Here is a 15,944-nt window from a genome sequence, read left to right as displayed (position 1 = left end):
CTGGCGTATCGAACGCTGGGATGTGCGTCACGTACTCAGCGGGACCCCGCTCACGTACTCAGATCCGCCGCAGCGCGAACCAGAGTTCCATCCGTACGTCCGGGTCGTCCAGGTCCGTCTCCAGCAGGGCCGCGCAGCGGGCGATGCGCTGGCGCACGGTGTTGCGGTGCACGGACAGGGCGACGGCCGTACGGTCCCAGCTGCCGTGCAGGGACAGCCAGGTGCGCAGGGTCTCGGTGAGGGCGGGGTGCGCCGCGACGGGGGAGAGGAGGGTCCGGGCGTGGGCCGCCGCCTCCTCGGAGGGCACCAGGTCGGCCAGGGCGGGGCGGGCGCCGTGCCGGACCAGCGGGGCCCTGGTGGCGCGGGCCCGGGCCAGGGCGCGGGCGGCCTGGGTGTCGGCGGCGGGCCAGTCGTGTGGTGCGACGGCGGTGCTGACGCCGAGGGTCCAGCCGGGCAGCGGGGCCGGTGCCCGGCCGTCCGGGACCAGGACCCGTACGACGTCGCCCGCCGGGTCGACCAGGGCGGACCCGAGCGCGGCGCCCAGCGCGGAGGCCGCGACGGGGTCGGGGGTGCTGTCCCCGTCCGGCCGGGCGTGCACGACGACCCACGGTCCGTCGCCGAGCAGCGCCGCGACCTCCTCGGGCGGCGCGCCCAGCAGCAGCCGCACCAGCGCGGCGGAACGGGCGGCTCCGGTGCCGCTCCGCTGCTCGCCGGTGAGGAGGGAGAGGAGCACGGCGGCGACGGAGGCGACGGTGTGGTCCCCGGGCCCCCGCTGCGCGGTGGCGACCCCGAGCACGAACCCGTGCCCGGCACCCAGGCTGTAGGCGGCGAGAGGGAGACCGGCCACGGAGTCGGTGGCGGAGGAGGGGACGGGACGTCCGGGGTCGGCGGGCGACGCCGCGGCGGGACGCTCGGACTGTGCCGGGGGGCCGGGCTGGGCCGGCCGCGTCGCGCCGGCGCGCGAGGCGGAGCCGGTCTGCGGCGCCGCGGTCCCCGGCCGTACCACCTCCGTCAGGCGGGTCAGGGCCGCCCGGGCCTCCTCCCCGGGCTCCCGTCCCGCCGAGGCGATCTCCACCCCCTCCGGCCCGTACAACACCGCCCACCCGCCCAGCCGTTGCGCGAGTTGCCGGAGCACCGACGGGACCGGGTCGGGCCGGGACGCGGCGGCGGCGAGGCTCTGCTGGGCCTCGGTGACGCGGCGGAGCTCGGCCAGGCGGGCCCGGGCCATCAGCTGCCAGACCGCGCGGGCCACGCCGGAGAAGGTGGTCCGGGGCGGCACCTCCAGCAGCGGCAGGCCGTGTGTCTCGCAGGCCGCGACCAGCGCCCGCGGCACCGTGTCGTGCACCGGCGCCACCCCGAAGCCGAGGGCGGCGCCGCCCGCCGCGACGATCCGGGAGACGTAGCCGTCGAAGTAGGCCGTCCCCGGGCCCGCCGCTTCCGGGATGTGCACACCCGCCGTGAGCAGCAGTTCCCCGCCCAGCAGATACGGATAGGGGTCCGCCATCTCCGACGTGTGCACCCAGTGGACGACGACGCCTTCGGCGGGCGGCCCGGCGATCCGCCGCAGCGCCAGGTCCTCGCGGGCCAGCAGCGCGCTCAGCGCCACGGGCGGGGTGGGCGGAACCGCCGGGTCCGGCATGGTGTGCGTTCCCTCCATCGGGGACCGGCTCGAATGGATGAAACGTACACTTCGCAGTCGCTATCCGGCCACCTAAGGTCAGTCCTCGTCACCCGCCGGCGACACCGATCGAAGGAGGCCCATGGCCGTCGACTGCGCCGTCGTCGCCGCCTGCCTGGTCGTCTCCCTGCTCACCCCCGCCACCGGCACCGCCGTCCTCGCCGCCTGGCGCGAGCGGCTCGCCGGGTGATCGTCCGAACGCGCGTCCGAAGTGGTCCCGGCGCCCCGGTAAAGTCGTACAGCAAGCAGTACATACGCGATGAAGCGTAAGAAAGAAGGCATTACTTCATGAGCAGCAACGAGACCCCGCGCGGGCCCGTCGACTCCTCCCGCGTCCCGCGGTACGCCGGTCCCGCGACCTTCGCCCGGCTGCCCCGGCTGGACGAGGTCGGCCGGGCCGATGTCGCGGTGGTGGGCGTGCCGTTCGACTCCGGTGTCTCGTACCGGCCGGGCGCCCGCTTCGGCGGCAACGCGATCCGTGAGGCGTCCCGGCTGCTGCGCCCGTACAACCCGGCGCAGGACGCCTCGCCGTTCGCCCTCGCCCAGGTCGCGGACGGCGGCGACATCGCCGTCAACCCGTTCAACATCAACGAGGCCGTCGAGACCGTCGAGGCCGCCGCGGACGACCTGCTCGGCACCGGCGCCCGCCTGATGACCCTCGGCGGCGACCACACCATCGCCCTGCCCCTGCTGCGCTCGGTCGCGAAGAAGCACGGCCCCGTCGCCCTGCTGCACTTCGACGCCCACCTCGACACCTGGGACACCTACTTCGGCGCCGAGTACACGCACGGCACCCCGTTCCGCCGCGCGGTCGAGGAGGGCATCCTCGACACCTCCGCCCTGTCCCACGTCGGCACCCGCGGCCCGCTCTACGGCAAGCAGGACCTGACCGACGACGAGAAGATGGGCTTCGGCATCGTCACCTCCGCCGACGTCTACCGGCGCGGCGCCGACGAGGTCGCCGACCAGCTCCGCCAGCGCATCGGCGACCGGCCGCTGTACATCTCCATCGACATCGACTGCCTCGACCCGGCCCACGCCCCGGGCACCGGCACCCCCGAGGCCGGCGGCATGACCTCGCGCGAACTGCTGGAGATCCTTCGCGGCCTGGCATCCTGCAACCTGGTGTCGGCCGACGTCGTCGAGGTGGCCCCCGCGTACGACCACGCGGAGATCACGTCGGTGGCCGCGTCCCACACCGCGTACGAACTGACCACGATCATGTCGCGCCAGATCGCCGCGGCCCGGAAGGACTCGGAAGCGAAGTGACTCACGACCACGACCTGGTGCTCCGCCCCACGCCCGCCCAGACGGAGGCCGCCCTCAATCCTCCTCCAGGCCGCAAGGGCGGAGACCTGGTCGTGGAGACGCTGGCCGGGCTGGGCGCGACGACCGTCTTCGGGCTGCCCGGCCAGCACGCCCTCGGCATGTTCGACGCGCTGCGCCGCTCCGACCTGCGCTACATCGGCCTGCGGGTGGAGAACAACGCCGGGTTCGCCGCGGACGCCTACGGCCGGATCACCGGCGAGGCCGCGCCGCTGCTGCTGTCGACGGGCCCGGGCGCCCTGACCTCGCTCGCCGCGCTCCAGGAGGCGGCGGCGGCCTCCGCGCCCGTGCTGGCGATCAGCAGCCAGATCCCGACGGCGGGCCTCGGCGGCGGCCGGCACGGCTACCTCCACGAACTCCCGGACCAGGCCGCCTCGTTCCGGGGCGTGGTCAAGTCCGTCCACACGGTCCGCACCCAGTCCCAGATCCCCTCCGCGATCGAGGCGGCCTGGACGTCGGCGCTGAGCGCCCCGCACGGCCCCGTGTGGGTGGAGATCCCGCAGGACGTCCTGCTCGCCGAGACGGCGATCCCGGTGGTGACGGGCGGCGACGCGTTCCCCGAGGAACTGCCGCCGCGCCCCGAACTGACCGCCGTGGCCGCCGACCTGCTGTCCAAGGCCGCTCGTCCGGCGATCATCGCGGGCGGGGGAGTGGTCCGGGCGGACGCCTCCGGCAAACTGAGGCAGCTCGCGGAGCGGCTCCGGGCGCCGGTCGTCACGACCCCCGGCGGCAAGGGTGCCTTCCCCTGGACGCACCCGCTGTCGCTCCAGTCGTGGATCGAGGACCGGCACACCACCGACTTCCTGGAGGACGCCGACGTCCTCCTGGTCGTCGGCTCGGGCCTCGGCGAACTCTCCTCGAACTACCACACGTTCAAGCCGCGCGGCCGGGTCGTCCAGATCGAGGCCGACCTCGGCAAGCTGGAGTCCAACCACCCGGCGCTGGGCATCCACGCGGACGCGCGGCTGGCGTTGCAGGCGCTGCTGGAGACGGTGGAGGCCCGCGAGGACGCGACGGCGGCGGACCGGGTCCGGGAACTGCTCGCGAAGGTCGCCGACCGCATCGCCGCCCAGGAACTCACCCTGGAACAGGAGGTCCTGGCGTCCGTCCGCAAGGCACTCCCGGCCGACTCACCGTCCTTCTGGGACATGACGATCCTCGCCTACTGGGCCTGGTCGGCCTTCGACGCCAAGGGCCCCAACCACATGCACTCCGCGCAGGGCGCGGGCGGCCTCGGCTACGCCTTCCCGGCGGCGCTCGGCGCGGCGGCGGCCGACCCGACCCGGCCGGTCCTCGCCGTCTCCGGCGACGGCGGAGCCCTGTACTCCATCGCCGAACTGGCCACGGCCCGCCAGTACGACCTGAACGTCACCTGGCTGATCGTCGACGACGGCGGCTACGGCATCCTGCGCGCGTACATGAACGACGCGTTCGGCGAGACGACCGCGACGGAGCTGACCCGGCCCGACTACGTGGCCCTGGCCGAGTCCTTCGGCGTATCCGGGGTGCGGACGACCCCGGAGGACCTGGAGCAGGACCTCGCCAAGGCCCTTCGGACGCCCGGCCCTTCGGTGGTCCTGCTCCCGGCCGTGCTGCGGATGTTCGCGCCCACGCACCTGGGGTGAGCGAGGGCCCGGCAGACTACAGGCCGTCGCGGACCATCGCGGCGACGATGTGGACGTGGCGGTCGGCGGCCGTGGCCGACCACTCGTTGTCGTAGTTCAGGCCGTAGGGCCAGAAGTGGCCGCCGCCGGTGGAGATCTTGGCGCCGGAGCCGTCGTACTGCCGCACGAGCGCGGTGGCCTGACCACCCGTCCAGGTGCCGCCGCCGCCGAGGCGGGACCAGCCCGAGCTGGTTCCCACGCCGATGGTGTGGGCGATCTCGTGCAGGGCCGTCCGCTCGTTCATGTAGCCGCGGTTGCTGCCGAAGCGGATGGTGCCGTTGATGTTGCCGTCGGCGGTGGGGACGCCCGGCTCGTAGCGGACGGTGAGGGTCTTGCCGAGGTCGCTGAGGTTGTTGTAGCGGGTCACGGCCGCGTTCATGGCCTTGGTGATGAGGTCGTAGGCCGAGCGCTGGTCCGCCGTGGGGTTGCTCGCGCGGACGAGGGACCAGGTGATGGTGGCGGCCGCGGCGCGTTCCCGGGCCGGGGCGGGCGGGGTCTGCGCAACGGCGGCCTGGGCGACGCCGGGCCCGGCCAGTAGGGCGGCGGTCAGGGCGGCTACGAGTGCCTTGCGTGGACTCATGTGCGGATCCTCCTGTGGGGGGTGGCCGTCACGAAACTTGCGACACTTCGCACGGCGTTCGGGATCTCGGACAGACGGCGCCACCGTCCACACAAAGCCCTTGAATGACACGGCAGTTGGCGCGCTGTCGACCGCAAGTATTCCGCCGGGAAAGGCGGCGTCAAGAGGTCCGGCAGGGGTCAGTGGAACCAGAAGAGCAGCGTGTCGGGGTTCGTCCCGAGCTTCCGCGCCCTCTCCCACTCCTGCGCCTCGAACCGCATGGCGTCGGCGAACCGGCGGGCCGCGCCCCGGAACTCGGGGTCGAGGCGGTCGAGTACGCGTGTGTAGGCGTCGGCTAGGGCGGCGGCCCGCCGGGTCGGCAGCGTGCCGATCGCGGGCACCGCGTCGCCGGGGTGGGGCAGCCGCAGCGGCGGGCCGCTGAACAGGAACGTGCCGGGGAGCAGGTCGGCCGGTACGCCGTGCCGGGCCAGTTCGTCGTCCATGGCGCGGAACCAGGACGGGCGGCGCCAGGCGCCGAGGTCGGTGGGGTCGGAGAAGTGCGCCGCGACGACCTGGTAGAAGGCGTAGCTGTACGCGGGGCAGAGGTCGGTGCTCGGGGTGCCGTCGATCAACTCCTCCAGGGCCCGCCCGATGGAGACGTCGAGGTCGATGCCCTGCTCCCGGAAGCGGGCGTCGGTGCGCTCGCACTCCGTGCGCACCCGGGCGAGCGTGCGCTCCTGCTGTCCGGTCCGCTCCACCGCCGTGAGCAGCCGCACCACCGTTCTCATGTCGCCGGTGCTCATCTCCAGGCAATAGCCCACCGTTGTGCTTCCCTTCACCCGTTCGCCGGACACCGGTGTCCATGATCCGGGACGCGGGAACGGCCCCGGACCTGGAAGTCGGGGGCCGTTCGATCGTGCGGGGTTATGGGGATCAGCTGACGTCGGACGGGTCGAGACGGTAGACGGCCGACTGACTCGACTGCGTCGAGGAGCCGGAGCCGGAACCGGCATCGGAGTCGGAGCCGGAACCGGCATCGGAGTCGGAGCCCGCACTCTCGCTGTAGTCGCTCTCCTCCACCGCCGTGCCGTACTTCCGCACCCACGCCGTGACCTCGGAACTGAGGGTGGAGCCGCCGCCCGGTCCGCCGCCCATGCCCCCTCCGAGCTGGATGTAGTGCAGTTCGCCCTTCTTCACCAGTTCCTTGAGCCGGGTGAGGGTCATCGCCTTGTCGCTGCCGGACCAGCCCCACATGGAGATGACGGGCTCCCCGCTGCTCAGGATCAGCTGGGCGGCGCCTTGCGAACTCGACACCGCCAGCAGCCAGGTGGCGCCGTCCTGGTGTTTCTTCAGGTATGCGATCAGCTCACTGCTCGCGCCGCCGCCCATGCCGCCACCGCCCATGCCCCCGCCACCGGGGCCGGTGCCGCTCGGGGGCGTACCGCCGGAGCCGCCGGCCCCTTCAGGACCCTGACCGCCTGGATCACTCTGACCGCTCTCTTCCAGGAGTAGAGCATCGTCGCCAGGGCGAGGATCGCGAGCAGGACGGGCAGGGACCAACGCGGAGCGGCGGCGGTGTCCTCGGGCGGGGCCGGAGGGGGCTCGGCGGCGCGGAGCTGGGTTTCGGTGGCAGATGTCACCCGAGCATGGTGGGCGGCCCCGGTGGGAGACGGCTGTGCCGGAGCTGGCCGGCGCCTGTGAAACCGGCCGGCCTCCGATAACGACTCGTACAAACCTCCGTCGCCCCTACAACCATTCGACCGCGTTCGGGAGTCGTGTGATGCATGACTTCTGGGATATCCCGCCGCGCGAGAGTGCTGGCGGCGGCCGTGGGTACGGGCGTGCTCGTGCCGCTCGTCGCCGCCGCCACGCCCGCCGCCGCTGCCACGCCGGCCGTGACCTGCACGTCCGACAAGGCCGGGCTCGCCACCAAGCTGAAGAAGGACATCACCGCCGCGCTCGCCACCCGCAAGGGCACGGTCGCCGTCGGCCTCTACGACCGCAGTACGAACACGACCTGCACCCTGCGCGCGAGCTCCGCCTACGACTCCGCCAGCGTCGTCAAGGTCACCGTCCTCGCCACGCTGCTGTGGGACGCGAAGAAATCGAACCGGTATCTCACCGACCGCGAGAACACCCTCGCCAAGGCCATGATCACCAAGTCGGACAACGCCGCGACCTCCACCCTGTGGAAGCAGCTCGGCATGACGAAGATCAAGAACTTCCTCGCGGCCGCCGGCATGACGCAGACCAAGCCCGGCGCGGACGGCTACTGGGGCCTGACGCAGATCACCGTCACCGACGAGCAGAAGCTGCTGAAGCTCCTCACCGCCAAGAACGCGGTCCTGAGCGACAACTCGCGCGCCTACATCGTCAAGCTGATGGGCCAGGTCGTCTCGTCCCAGCGCTGGGGCACCCCCTACGGAGTGCCCTCGGGCGTCACCGTGGCCGTCAAGAACGGCTGGCTGCAACGCTCGTCGAACGGCTGGCGGGTGCACAGCGTCGGCGCGTTCAAGGGCGGCGGCCACGACTACGTGATGACGGTGCTGACCCACGGCAACAGCACGATGAACTACGGCATCGCCACCATCCAGGCCGTGGCCAAGGTCATGCACAAGGACCTGGCGGCGAGTTGACGGTCCCCGGCCTCGGAGCCGGGAACCTCCTGATGGAGGCGAGGAGGGCGGAGAGCGCGCGGGGAAGGATGTCACCCCGCCGCCCACCTGACGTCACCGGGCCGCCCTACGGTGACTCCCATGCCCCTGAGAACCCACCTCGCCCTCCTCGCGGCGGGCCTGGCGGCGGCCACGTGCCTGACCGCCGCGGGCCCCGCCCAGGCGCGGACGTCCCACGCCTGCTCCCCGTCCGTCTCCCTCGACCGCTTCTCCGACGCGCTCGACAAGACGACCTACGAGGACACCTTCGTCGGCAACCTCTCCGCGCTGGCCGTGGACCGGGACGGTTCCCTGGCTGCCCTCTCGGACCGCTCGTCGCTCTTCCGTCTCGACGCGAGGACGCTGACGCCCCGGTCGGTGCTCCCCCTCGCCGAGGAGACCGGAGCGGCCCTGGATTCCGAGGGCCTGGTCGTGGACCGGGACGGGACCTACCTCGTCACCTCCGAGACCGAGCCGTCGATCCGCCGCTACTCCCGCGACGGCCGTGTCCTCGACCGCCTCCCCGTCCCGGACGACCTGCGCGTGAGCCCCGCGGGCCGCGGCCGGCCCAACGGCACCTTCGAGGGCCTCACCCTGCTCCCCGGCGGGCGCACCCTGGTCGCGTCCATGGAGTACGCCCTCTCCGGCGACCCCGCCGACACCGTCCGCTTCCAGACCTGGACCCGCCACGGGGGTCACTTCCGGCTCGCCGGCCGGTACACCTACCGCACCGACCCCGGGCTCGGCGTCCCCGAGATCCAGGCCACGCCCGACGGCCGCCTGCTGGTCCTGGAACGCGGCTTCACGGCCGGCGTGGGCAACACCGTCCGCCTCTATCTGGCCGAGCCGCGCCACGCGATGAGGAAGACCTTGCTCACCGACCTCGTCACGTGCCCGTCACTGGGAGCGACGGCCGAGCAGCCCCAGCCGAACCCCCTCCTGGACAACATCGAGGGCATGACGATCACGGGCCGGACGCGGAACGCCTTGACGGTCCTGCTGGTCAGCGACGACAACCAGAACCCGGCACAGACGACCCGCTTCTACTCCTTGCGGGTACGGGTACGTACCTAGAGGCGCGGGGAACTGCGCGACCGGCCGGAGACGGCGCCGCACCCGAACACGAAGAGAAACCGTGACGGCGGGATGAAATCCGCCCCCGAACACGTTGGTGCCTTCCGGCAGCTCAGGACGGATGGAAGGCACCGGTGTGACACCGCAACGGGGATGGGCACGACGGCTGTGGGCCTACGCATGGCGCCACCCGAAGGACGTCGTACTCGCCCTGGGCTCCTCGCTGGCGGGTATGGCCGTCATGGCCCTCGTCCCCCTGATCACCAAGGTGATCATCGACGACGTCGTCAGCGAGCACACCCGGTCCATGACCACCTGGGCCGGGCTCCTCGTCGCCGCCGCGCTGATCGTCTACGTCCTCACCTTCGTCCGCCGCTACTACGGCGGACGCCTCGCCCTCGACGTCCAGCACGACCTGCGGACGGAGATGTACGACACGATCACCCGGCTCGACGGCCGCCGCCAGGACGAGCTGTCCACCGGCCAGGTCGTCGGCCGGGCCACCAGCGACCTCCAGCTGATCCAGGGCCTGCTCTTCATGCTCCCGATGACCATCGGGAACTTCATGCTCTTCCTGATCTCCCTGGTGATCATGACGTGGCTGTCCGTGCCGCTGACCCTGGTCGCCCTGGCGGTGGCGCCCGCCATCTGGTGGATCGCCAAGCGCAGCCGCACCCGGCTGCACCCCTCCACCTGGTACGCCCAGGCCCAGGCCGCGGCGGTCGCGGGCGTGGTCGACGGCGCCGTCAGCGGCGTACGCGTGGTGAAGGGCTTCGGGCAGGAGGATCAGGAGACCGGCAAGCTCAGGGAGGTCGGCCGCCGGCTCTTCGCGGGCCGCCTGCGCACCATCCGCCTGAACTCGGTCTACACCCCGGCCCTGCAGGCCGTCCCCGCGCTCGGCCAGGTCGCGATGCTGGCCCTCGGCGGCTGGCTGGCGGTGCGCGGGCACATCACGCTCGGCACGTTCGTCGCGTTCTCCACCTACCTCGCCCAGCTGGTCGGCCCGGTCCGCATGCTCGCGGTGGTGCTCACCGTCGGCCAGCAGGCCCGCGCCGGCACCGAACGCGTCCTGGAGCTGATCGACACCGAGCCGTCGATCGAGGACGGCCACAAGGACCTGCCGGCCGACGCCCCCGCGACGGTCGAGTTCGACGACGTCTCCTTCGGCTACGACGACGACCGCGGCGTCCTCGACGGGCTCTCCTTCGAGATCCGCCCCGGCGAGACCCTCGCCGTCGTCGGCTCCTCCGGCTCCGGCAAGTCCACGGTCTCCCTGCTGCTGCCGCGCTTCTACGACGTCACCCGCGGGGCCGTCCTGATCGGCGGCCACGATGTGCGCGAGCTGACCCTCCAGTCGCTGCGGGCGGCGATCGGGCTGGTCCCGGAGGACTCGTTCCTCTTCTCCGACACGGTCCGCGACAACATCGCCTACGGCCGTCCGGACGCCACCCAGGAGGAGATCGAGAAGGCCGCCCGCGCCGCCCAGGCGGACCGTTTCATCCGAGAGCTGCCGGACGGCTACGACACCACGGTCGGCGAGCACGGCCTGACCCTCTCCGGCGGCCAGCGCCAGCGCGTCGCCCTCGCCCGGGCCATCCTCAGCGACCCGCGCCTGCTGGTCCTGGACGACGCCACCTCCGCCGTGGACGCGCGGGTCGAGCACGAGATCCACGAGGCCCTGAAGGAAGTCATGCGGGGCCGCACGACCCTGCTGATCGCCCACCGCCGCTCCACCCTGAACCTCGCCGACCGCATCGCCGTCCTGGACGGCGGCCGCCTCGCCGACATCGGCACCCACGAGGAACTCCAGCAGCGCTCCGCCCTCTACCGGCGCCTGCTCACCGACCCGGACGAGCTGGGCGGGGTCTCCCCGGGCCACGCCCAGCCGGCCTGCCCCCCGGAGGACACCTCCGTACGGGACGAGCTGGACGCCGAGTTCGACGCCGAGCGCGGGGTCACCCCACGGTTGTGGAGCGGCGACCGCGAGCGCAAGGACACCGCCCTCGCCGAGAGCCCCGCCACCCCCGAGCTGCTCGCCCAGGTCGAGGCGCTGCCCCCGGCCACCGACGTCCCGGACATCGACGAGTCACGGGCCGTCCAGCCGGAGGACTCCTACGGCCTGCGCCGCCTGCTGCGCGGCTTCCGACTGCCCCTGCTGGTCAGCCTCGCCCTGGTGGCCACCGACGCGGGCATGGGCCTGCTGCTGCCCGTGCTGATCCGGCACGGGATCGACTCCGGCGTCACCCAGGCCGCCCTCGGCGCGGTGTGGGCGGCGGCCCTGCTGGGGCTGGGGACGGTCGCGGTGCAGTGGGCGGCCCAGGTCGGTGAGACCCGGATGACCGGGCGCACCGGCGAGCGGGTCCTGTACTCGCTCCGGCTCAAGATCTTCTCCCAGCTCCAGCGCCTCGGGCTCGACTACTACGAGCGGGAGCTGACCGGGCGCATCATGACCCGGATGACGACCGACGTCGACGCGTTGTCGACGTTCCTCCAGACGGGCCTGGTCACGGCCTTCGTCTCGGTCGTCACCTTCTTCGGCATCATGGTCGCCCTGCTGGTGATCGACGTGGAGCTGGCGCTGGTCGTCTTCGCGACGCTGCCGCCGCTGATCATCGCCACGTACTTCTTCCGCCGGGCGAGCGTGAAGGCGTACGAACTGGCCCGCGAACGCGTGTCGGTCGTCAACGCCGACCTCCAGGAGTCGGTGTCCGGGCTGCGGATCGTGCAGGCCTTCCGGCGGGAGCGGGACGGCGGGCGGCGGTTCGCGGAGCACAGCGCCGACTACCGCCGGGCGCGCATCCGGGGCCAGTGGCTGATCTCGGTGTACTTCCCGTTCGTGCAGTTCCTGTCGTCGGTGGCCGCGGCGGCCGTGCTGATCGTGGGCGGGGCCCGGGTCGACGACGGGACGCTGGCGATCGGCTCGCTGGTGGCCTACCTGCTCTACATCGACCTGTTCTTCGCGCCCGTGCAGCAGCTCTCCCAGGTCTTCGACGGCTACCAGCAGGCGTCCGTCTCGCTGGGCCGCATCCAGGAGCTGCTCCGCGAGCCGACGTCGACGAAGTCCGCCGACGAACCCCGAGAAGTCTCCTCCCTGCGCGGCGATATCGCGTTCGAGGACGTGCACTTCGCGTACGGGGACGGCGAAGAGGCCCTCGTCGGTGTCGACCTGCGCATCCCGGCCGGGCAGACCGTCGCGTTCGTCGGCGAGACCGGCGCGGGCAAGTCGACCCTCGTCAAGCTGGTGGCCCGCTTCTACGACCCCACCGGCGGCCGGGTCACCGTCGACGGCACCGACCTGCGGGACCTCGACCTCACCTCGTACCGGCACCGTCTGGGGGTCGTCCCGCAGGAGGCGTACCTCTTCCAGGGCACCGTCCGCGACGCCATCGCCTACGGCCGGCCGGACGCCACCGACGCCGAGGTCGAGGCGGCGGCCCGCGCGGTCGGCGCGCACGACATGATCGCCACCTTGGAGGGCGGTTACCTCCACGAGGTCGCCGAGCGCGGCCGCAACCTGTCCGCCGGGCAGCGCCAGCTGATCGCGCTGGCCAGGGCCGAGCTGGTCGACCCGGACGTCCTGCTGCTCGACGAGGCCACGGCCGCCCTGGACCTGGCGACGGAAGCCCAGGTCAACCAGGCTACCGACCGTCTCGCGGGACGCCGCACGACCCTGGTCGTCGCCCACCGCCTCACCACCGCCGCCCGCGCCGACCGGGTCGTCGTCATGGACCACGGCCGGGTCGCCGAGGACGGCACGCACGAGGAGCTGCTCGCCCGCGGCGGCCGGTACGCGGAGCTGTGGCGGACGTTCATCGGTGCCGCCGAGCCGGAGGAGCCGGTCGGGGCGTCCCGCTGACGGCACCCTCTTTGCCGCGCGTTCGTGACGCCCGCGCAACCGTCCGACATACGTCATGCGTCCGTACTGGCGTACGCCGATGGTCGCGGACGACGCGGTACGGGAGGACGACAGTGGACAGTGGAGCGATACGCCGGCGGCTCGCGCTCGGGCTGGCCGTGCTGACCGCCTCCGGGCTGCTCGCCGTCGCGGTGCCGGGCGAGGCGCAGGCAGCCACCACCGCGCTCTGCCCGGGGCGCAAGGTCCGCACCCTGCCCTTCTCCACCGGGACCGTGCTCGTCTACAAGCGCGGCGGCTACGTCTGCGCCGTCACCCTCCCCAAGAGGCCCGGCGCGAAGCGCAAGATGTCGGTGAGCGTGCAGGCGCGCGGCAACCGGCCGGTCGTCGACGAGGGCAGGTACGGCCATCACGCGGGCCCGGTCACCGTGCACGCCGGGCGCCGCTGCGTCTGGCTCAAGGGCAAGGTAGGCAGGAGCACGTTCAGCTCCGGCTGGATCCTGTGCTGACGTACGGCACCCGGCGACGCGCCCGGCGCGCACAGGGTTTTCCCTATGTCCCCTGGTGCTTGGGCGAGTTGGTGGGCTAGCTTCCGGCGCACATCTGTCTCACAGGGGAGTGCGCATGCGCAAGGCGCTCAGATGGCTGCTGGCGCTCACGGTGCTCATAGGCACACTGGGCACGGCGGGAGCGGCCACCGCCGCCGACGCCGCCGGCACCGACAGCACCACCGACATCAAGGAGAGACTGCTCTCCATACCGGGCATGAGCCTGGTCGAGGAGAAGCCGTACACCGGCTACTGCTTCTTCGTCCTGAACTACACGCAGCCGGTCGACCACCGAAAGCCCTCGAAGGGCACGTTCCAGCAGCGCATCACCGTGCTGCACAAGGACGTCTCGCGCCCGACGGTGTTCTTCACCAGCGGCTACAACGTCTCCACGACGCCCCGCCGCAGCGAGCCCACCCAGATCGTGGACGGCAACCAGGTCTCCCTGGAGTACCGCTTCTTCACCCCGTCCCGGCCCGCCCCGGCCGACTGGTCCAAGCTGGACATCTGGCAGGCGGCCAGCGACCAGCACCGCGTCTTCAAGGCCCTGAAGGGCATCTACAGCAAGAAGTGGATCTCCACGGGCGGTTCGAAGGGCGGCATGACCGCCACCTACTACGAGCGTTTCTACCCGCGTGACATGGACGGTGTCGTCGCCTACGTCGCCCCCAACGACGTGGTGAACAAGGAGGACTCCGCCTACGACCGCTTCTTCGCGCGCGTCGGCACCGAGGAGTGCCGTGCCCGGCTGAACGGCGTGCAGCGCGAGGCGCTGGTGCGCCGCGAGCCGCTGGAGAAGAAGTACGCCGCCTACGCGCAGGACAACGGCCTCACCTTCGACACCATCGGCAGCCTGGACAAGGCCTTCGAGGCGACCGTCCTCGACTACGTCTGGGGCTTCTGGCAGTACAGCCTGCTCAAGGACTGCGACCAGATACCGGCCGACGCGAAGAACGCCACCGACGACGAGATCTGGACCTCCGTCGACACGATCTCCGGCTTCTCCGCCTACGCCGACCAGGGCCTGACGACCTACACGCCGTACTACTACCAGGCCGGCACGCAGCTCGGCGCGCCGACCATCCGCTTCCCGCACATCGAGAAGCAGTACATCCGCTACGGCTACCAGCCGCCGCGCAACTTCGTCCCCCGGGACATCCCGATGAAGTTCCAGCCGTCGGCGATGCGGGACGTGGACACCTGGGTCCGCCACAACGCCCGGCAGATGCTGTTCGTCTACGGCCAGAACGACCCGTGGGGCGCGGAGCCCTTCCGTGTCGGCAAGGGCGCCAAGGACTCCTACGTCATGACCGCCCCGGGCATGAACCACGGCGCCAACGTCGCGGGCCTCGTGCCCGAGCAGAAGGCCCTGGCCACCGCCCGCATCCTCGACTGGGCCGGTGTCGCCACCAGCTCGGTGCAGGCGAACCCGCAGGCGGCCAAGCCGCTGGCGAAGTTCGACGCCAAGCTCGACAAGCGGGACACCCAGCGTGAGATGACGCTGCGCCCGTAACCACCCGCCGCCCGCACACGACCGCCCCTCGCCCTCCGGGCCGAGGGGCGGTTCGCATGTCCCTGCGCTCGCGGTGAATGCTCCGTACGGTGACCCTCTTCGGTCCGCTCGACCAGACCCTGCTGGTCACGGTCCTGCGCACCCGGATCGTCTCGGTCTGGAAGGCCGTCCGGCCGTTCGTGGAGCGGGAGAGGGACCTGCGGGGCGAGGGCAGCAGCGGAACGTACCTGTCGACCTTCGAGGAACTGGCCCGACTGGCGGCGGACCTGCCCCCGGAGCACGTCCGCGACCAGATGGCCGAGGCCCGGCGACGTATGTCACGCAGGGGGCTGATGCGTTGAGACGGGCGATGGCGAACGCCCGCTCACAGCGGCCGGGCGCACCCCACCGGCCGTTTCCCGCCCAGCCGGACGTACAGGGCGGTCGGGCCGGGGCAGTCGGACCGCTCGGCGACCGCCCGGGTCACTTTGAACTGGGGCCGCCGCTCGCCCGTGCCGTCGCAGGCGGTCTCGCGGACCTGCCCGGCGCCGGAGCCGTAGACGCAGTCGCCGACGATCGTGCGGGGCCCGCCCCCGCCGCCCGGGTCGCCGGGGTGCGGCGGCTGGAGGTTGCGCATACAGGCGTAGCCGCGCGGCACCGCCCCGTCGCCGTCCTCGTCGAACGCGGGCCGCTGCTCGCTGATGTGGAGTACGAAGTCGGTGGTCGACGGGCAGCGCGGCCCGTCCCGCACCGTGCCGTCGTGCCGCGCCACGACCCGGGCCGCCGCCCGCTCACCGGCGCACGGCACCTCGGTGAAGCTCGTCGTACCGAAGGAACTGCACTCGCCGACCGCGAGGAACACCGCCCCGTAGCCGGACGGCCGGGTCGGCACCGGCGACACCGTGGCGGTCCTGCCGGCCCTTCCGGTCCCGGCCTCGCTCAGCCGGCCGTCCTCGGCCACGCCTCCCGACGGGCTCTGGCAGCCGGTCAGCAGCACGCCGAGCAGTACCAGCAGCCCGACGACCACCCCCACGCCACTTCTCTCACGCATTGCCGTCCCCCCGAGTGTGCCCGCCCAGCGTGACCCGCCGTAGCG

Annotated in this window: 12 protein-coding genes and 1 pseudogene; 8 read left to right on the top strand and 5 right to left on the bottom strand. The window is 72.3% G+C overall.

The genetic code is table 11. From position 1 onward, the window contains the following. Positions 1–58 precede the first annotated feature (58 nt). The gene (locus ACFY9E_RS11075) at positions 59–1,639 is read right to left on the bottom strand and encodes a helix-turn-helix domain-containing protein (protein WP_390981529.1); all 1,581 of its coding nucleotides are present in this window, start codon (positions 1,637–1,639) and stop codon (positions 59–61) included. 327 nt (positions 1,640–1,966) lie between these two features. Here ACFY9E_RS11075 and speB point away from each other — a divergent pair, with 327 nt between their 5' ends. Together speB and ACFY9E_RS11065 are read left to right on the top strand one after the other, a co-directional pair. Beyond that, on the top strand, positions 1,967–2,947 hold the full coding sequence (gene speB, locus ACFY9E_RS11070; RefSeq protein ID WP_030838119.1) for an agmatinase: 981 nt from the start codon (positions 1,967–1,969) through the stop codon (positions 2,945–2,947). Next, positions 2,944–4,629: a thiamine pyrophosphate-dependent enzyme gene (locus tag ACFY9E_RS11065; RefSeq protein ID WP_390981527.1), complete on the top strand. Its 1,686-nt coding sequence runs from the start codon at positions 2,944–2,946 to the stop codon at positions 4,627–4,629. Before speB ends, ACFY9E_RS11065 begins: the two co-directional genes overlap by 4 nt. A gap of 16 nt (positions 4,630–4,645) precedes the next feature. Here ACFY9E_RS11065 and ACFY9E_RS11060 read toward each other — a convergent pair whose 3' ends face one another. The 3 genes and pseudogenes from ACFY9E_RS11060 to ACFY9E_RS11050 form a co-directional block, all read right to left on the bottom strand. Beyond that, positions 4,646–5,248, bottom strand: a complete 603-nt coding sequence (locus ACFY9E_RS11060; RefSeq protein ID WP_390981525.1) for a hypothetical protein — start codon at positions 5,246–5,248, stop codon at positions 4,646–4,648. A 179-nt stretch (positions 5,249–5,427) separates the two neighbouring features. Beyond that, a complete protein-coding gene (locus ACFY9E_RS11055) occupies positions 5,428–6,015 on the bottom strand; it encodes a hypothetical protein (RefSeq protein ID WP_390981523.1) in 588 nt (195 codons plus the stop codon). A gap of 145 nt (positions 6,016–6,160) precedes the next feature. Further along, a pseudogene (locus ACFY9E_RS11050) lies at positions 6,161–6,721 on the bottom strand (hypothetical protein); the annotation flags it as partial. A gap of 290 nt (positions 6,722–7,011) precedes the next feature. Here ACFY9E_RS11050 and ACFY9E_RS11045 point away from each other — a divergent pair. From ACFY9E_RS11045 to ACFY9E_RS11020, 6 genes are all read left to right on the top strand, one after another. Then, positions 7,012–7,863 (top strand): serine hydrolase, encoded by an 852-nt coding sequence (locus ACFY9E_RS11045; RefSeq protein ID WP_390981521.1) that lies wholly within the window; start codon positions 7,012–7,014, stop codon positions 7,861–7,863. Between the two features lie 120 nt (positions 7,864–7,983). After that, positions 7,984–8,955: an esterase-like activity of phytase family protein gene (locus tag ACFY9E_RS11040; protein ID WP_390981519.1), complete on the top strand. Its 972-nt coding sequence runs from the start codon at positions 7,984–7,986 to the stop codon at positions 8,953–8,955. Positions 8,956–9,091: 136 nt separating this feature from the next. After that, positions 9,092–12,811 (top strand): ABC transporter transmembrane domain-containing protein, encoded by a 3,720-nt coding sequence (locus tag ACFY9E_RS11035; RefSeq protein ID WP_390981517.1) that lies wholly within the window; start codon positions 9,092–9,094, stop codon positions 12,809–12,811. A 113-nt stretch (positions 12,812–12,924) separates the two neighbouring features. Beyond that, on the top strand, positions 12,925–13,317 hold the full coding sequence (locus ACFY9E_RS11030; RefSeq protein ID WP_390981515.1) for a hypothetical protein: 393 nt from the start codon (positions 12,925–12,927) through the stop codon (positions 13,315–13,317). Positions 13,318–13,432: 115 nt separating this feature from the next. Continuing rightward, the gene (locus ACFY9E_RS11025) at positions 13,433–14,869 is read left to right on the top strand and encodes a S28 family serine protease (RefSeq protein WP_390981513.1); all 1,437 of its coding nucleotides are present in this window, start codon (positions 13,433–13,435) and stop codon (positions 14,867–14,869) included. Between the two features lie 89 nt (positions 14,870–14,958). After that, complete coding sequence (locus ACFY9E_RS11020) at positions 14,959–15,210, top strand: hypothetical protein (RefSeq protein ID WP_390981511.1); 252 nt, start codon at positions 14,959–14,961, stop codon at positions 15,208–15,210. A 23-nt stretch (positions 15,211–15,233) separates the two neighbouring features. Here ACFY9E_RS11020 and ACFY9E_RS11015 read toward each other — a convergent pair whose 3' ends face one another. Further along, positions 15,234–15,899: a hypothetical protein gene (locus ACFY9E_RS11015; RefSeq protein WP_390981509.1), complete on the bottom strand. Its 666-nt coding sequence runs from the start codon at positions 15,897–15,899 to the stop codon at positions 15,234–15,236. Between the last annotated feature and the right edge of the window lie 45 nt (positions 15,900–15,944).

This window comes from Streptomyces sp. NPDC012466, assembly GCF_042955215.1.
Classification (GTDB): domain Bacteria; phylum Actinomycetota; class Actinomycetes; order Streptomycetales; family Streptomycetaceae; genus Streptomyces.
Note: the sequence above shows the minus strand (reverse complement) of the source record. Positions and strands in the feature narration are given on the sequence as shown.

Coding starts and splice junctions, on each gene's coding strand:
- ACFY9E_RS11075 (WP_390981529.1), bottom strand. CDS start 1,639: ATGCCGGACCCGGCGGTTCCGCCCACCCCGCCCGTGGCGCTGAGCGCG.
- speB (WP_030838119.1), top strand. CDS start 1,967: ATGAGCAGCAACGAGACCCCGCGCGGGCCCGTCGACTCCTCCCGCGTC.
- ACFY9E_RS11060 (WP_390981525.1), bottom strand. CDS start 5,248: ATGAGTCCACGCAAGGCACTCGTAGCCGCCCTGACCGCCGCCCTACTG.
- ACFY9E_RS11055 (WP_390981523.1), bottom strand. CDS start 6,015: ATGAGAACGGTGGTGCGGCTGCTCACGGCGGTGGAGCGGACCGGACAG.
- ACFY9E_RS11045 (WP_390981521.1), top strand. CDS start 7,012: ATGACTTCTGGGATATCCCGCCGCGCGAGAGTGCTGGCGGCGGCCGTG.
- ACFY9E_RS11040 (WP_390981519.1), top strand. CDS start 7,984: ATGCCCCTGAGAACCCACCTCGCCCTCCTCGCGGCGGGCCTGGCGGCG.
- ACFY9E_RS11025 (WP_390981513.1), top strand. CDS start 13,433: ATGCGCAAGGCGCTCAGATGGCTGCTGGCGCTCACGGTGCTCATAGGC.
- ACFY9E_RS11015 (WP_390981509.1), bottom strand. CDS start 15,899: ATGCGTGAGAGAAGTGGCGTGGGGGTGGTCGTCGGGCTGCTGGTACTG.